Genomic DNA, 2,722 nt, shown 5'->3' on the forward strand with positions numbered 1-2,722 from the left:
ACGGTCAGCCGTGGCCCGGGGCGTCCCGGTCGGCGGCCTCGGCGGCCAGTTCGGCGATCACCTCGGCGCGGTGCGTGTGCAGGAAGAAGTGGTCGCCGGGCAGGATCCGGTGGCGGAAGCGGGCGGCCGTCGTCGAACGCCAGCCGCTGATCCACTCCGGTCCGGCCAGTTTGTCGTCCGCGCCGCCCAGCGCCACGACGGGGCAGGGCAGGACGGTGGGGCGCACCCGTGTCGTGTAGTCGGCGAGCAGCGTCAGGTCGGCGCGGATCACCGGCAGCAGCAGGTCCACCAGGTCCTGATGCTCCAGCACTTCGGCGGGTGTGCCGCCGAGTTCGACGATCCCCTTCATCAGTCGGTCGTCGTTGAGGTCGTGGAGCGTCGCCACGGCCGGTGCGCCCGGGGGCCTGCCGCCGGAGACGATCACGGAGACCGGCAGGGGCAGTTCCTCGGCGGCGAGCCGGCGGGCCGTCTCGTAGGCGATCTGCGAGCCCATGCTGTGGCCGAAGAGCATGAACCGCTCGTCCGCCGGCCGGTGGGCGAGTACGTCGAGGAGTCCGTCGACGACCTGGTCCATGGAGCGCAACGGTTCCTCGGCGAGTCGGGTGCCTCGGCCGGGCAGCTCCACCGGAACGAACCGTAGGCCGGGCTGGTGTTGACCACGCGCCCAGGGCAGGTAGGAGCCGGCCGAACCTCCCGCGTGGGGCAGACAGTAGACACGGACCGGTCCGGCGGTGTCGTCCGGATCCGGCGCGGAGTCCCACGGCGTCCATCGGCTCCGGTCGGACCTGGGGGCGTTCAGATGGCCGATCACGGCGCACCGTCCTTCATGTTCGAGGTGATGTCGACAGGCTTGACGGCCCGTCTTCCGAGCTTATTGCCGGATGAGTTGGCAAGCCAGTGAGTGCGTTCTCACAATTTGCGAAGAAGATGCCTGGCGGTCTTGCGGAGGGACGGTGCCCCCCTGGTAGCGTGCGGGTCGGGGAATAAGGTTTCATGAAATTCATTCATGAACCAAGCTCATCTGGCAAAACAGCTTGACCTGCCGTTTTGTTGACTGGGCAGGTGTGAACGGGGACTATCGAAGTGTGTGGAATCGCGGGTATATTTTGCCTGGATCGGGCGAAAGCAGCCAGCGGGCAAATCGTTGGCGACATGGCCGCGTGCCTGACTCACCGCGGTCCGGATGACTCCGGATTTCACGTCCGTGAAGGAATTGCGCTCGGCTTTCGCAGATTGGCGCTGAACGACCTCGAACGAGGGAATCAGCCACATTCCTCGGAGGACGGAAACATCGTTTCCGTCTGCAATGGCGAAATCTACAATCACCGCGCATTGCGCTCCGTGCTGCACGCCCGCGGGCACCGTTTCCGCTCCGCGTGCGACACCGAGGTCCTGGTCCACCTGTACCGCGAGTACGGGGACGACCTGACCGCCCACCTCGACGGGCAGTTCGCCTTCGCGCTGCACGACGCGGTCGCCGGGAGGCTGTTGCTGGCGCGCGACCATGCCGGCATCGTGCCGCTCTTCTACACGGTCGTGGACGGCCTCCTCGTCTTCGGCTCGGAAATCAAGGCGATTCTGCGCCATCCCGCCGTACGTCCCGAGGTGGATCTGCGCGGCCTGGACCAGGTGATGACCCTGCCGGGCCTGGTCAGCCCGCGGACCATGTTCGAGGGGATCCACGCCCTGCGCCCCGGTGAACGGCTCGTCGCCGACTCCTCCGGCGTGCGCGTCGAACGGTACTGGGACCTGGACTTCCCGCAGGCCGGCGATCTGGAGCCGGTCCCGGCCGACGCCCTCGACGGGCGACTGGACGAAACCGCGCGGCACCTGGAGACGCTGCTGGAGGAATCGGTCGGCACCCGGCTCGCGGCCGACGTCCCGGTCGGCCTGTACCTGAGCGGCGGCCTGGACTCCAGCCTCATCGGCGCCTTCGCGGCCGCCGCGCGCCCCGGGCACCGTTGGCCCAGCTACTCCGCCGTCTTCCCCGACCACGACTTCGACGAGAGCCCGCACCAGCGGCTCGTCGCCGGCCGACTGGGCACCGATCACCACGAGGTGCCGATCCGACACACGGACCTGGCCCGGCGGTTCACCGCCATGGTCCGGCACAGCGAGACACCGGTCCGCGAGTCGTACAACGTCAGCTCCATGCTCCTCTCGGCGGCCGTGCGGGACGACGGCACGGTCGCCGTCCTGACCGGCGAGGGCGCCGACGAACTCTTCGGCGGCTACCCCGGATACCGTTTCGACGCCGCGGGCCTCGGCGGAAGCCGTCTCAGCGGCCTGGACGCCGAGTTGGAGCGGGAGATCCGGCACCGGATGTGGGGACTCGACATCGGGTACGAGCAGGACCAGCTGCCCGCCCACGAGTTCCGCCGCGACCTGTACGCCGAGGATCTCGCCGACGCCTTCGACGGGTTCTCCGTCACCACGCAACGCCTCGTCGAGCCGGACATGCTGAGGGGACGTCACCCGCTGCACCAGCGGTCGTACCTGGACTTCCACCTGCGGCTCGCCGACCACCTGCTGGGTGACCACGGCGACCGGATGTCCCTCGCCAACAGCGTCGAGCTGCGGTTCCCGTTCCTGGGTCGCGCCGTGGTCGACCAGGCCACCGCGCTGCCGCCCGAGCTGCTGGTCGCCCACGGCCGGGAGAAGGCCGTCCTGCGCCGGGTGGCCCGGGGCCGGGTCCCGGACGAGGTGCTGTACGACCGGCTGG

General features: G+C 69.1%; 2 protein-coding genes. One reads left to right on the forward strand and one right to left on the reverse strand.

Annotated elements, in window-relative coordinates:
• Positions 1 to 4: 4 nt before the first annotated feature.
• The gene (locus tag ADK55_RS13240) at positions 5 to 811 is read right to left on the reverse strand and encodes a thioesterase II family protein (protein WP_053678326.1); all 807 of its coding nucleotides are present in this window, start codon (positions 809 to 811) and stop codon (positions 5 to 7) included.
• A gap of 272 nt (positions 812 to 1,083) precedes the next feature.
• Here ADK55_RS13240 and asnB point away from each other — a divergent pair.
• Positions 1,084 to 2,722 (forward strand): asparagine synthase (glutamine-hydrolyzing) (gene asnB, locus ADK55_RS13245; protein WP_159041379.1); only part of this gene is annotated, 1,639 nt, incomplete at its 3' end.

The sequence above is a fragment of the Streptomyces sp. WM4235 genome (assembly GCF_001279725.1).
In the GTDB taxonomy this organism is placed as follows: domain Bacteria; phylum Actinomycetota; class Actinomycetes; order Streptomycetales; family Streptomycetaceae; genus Streptomyces.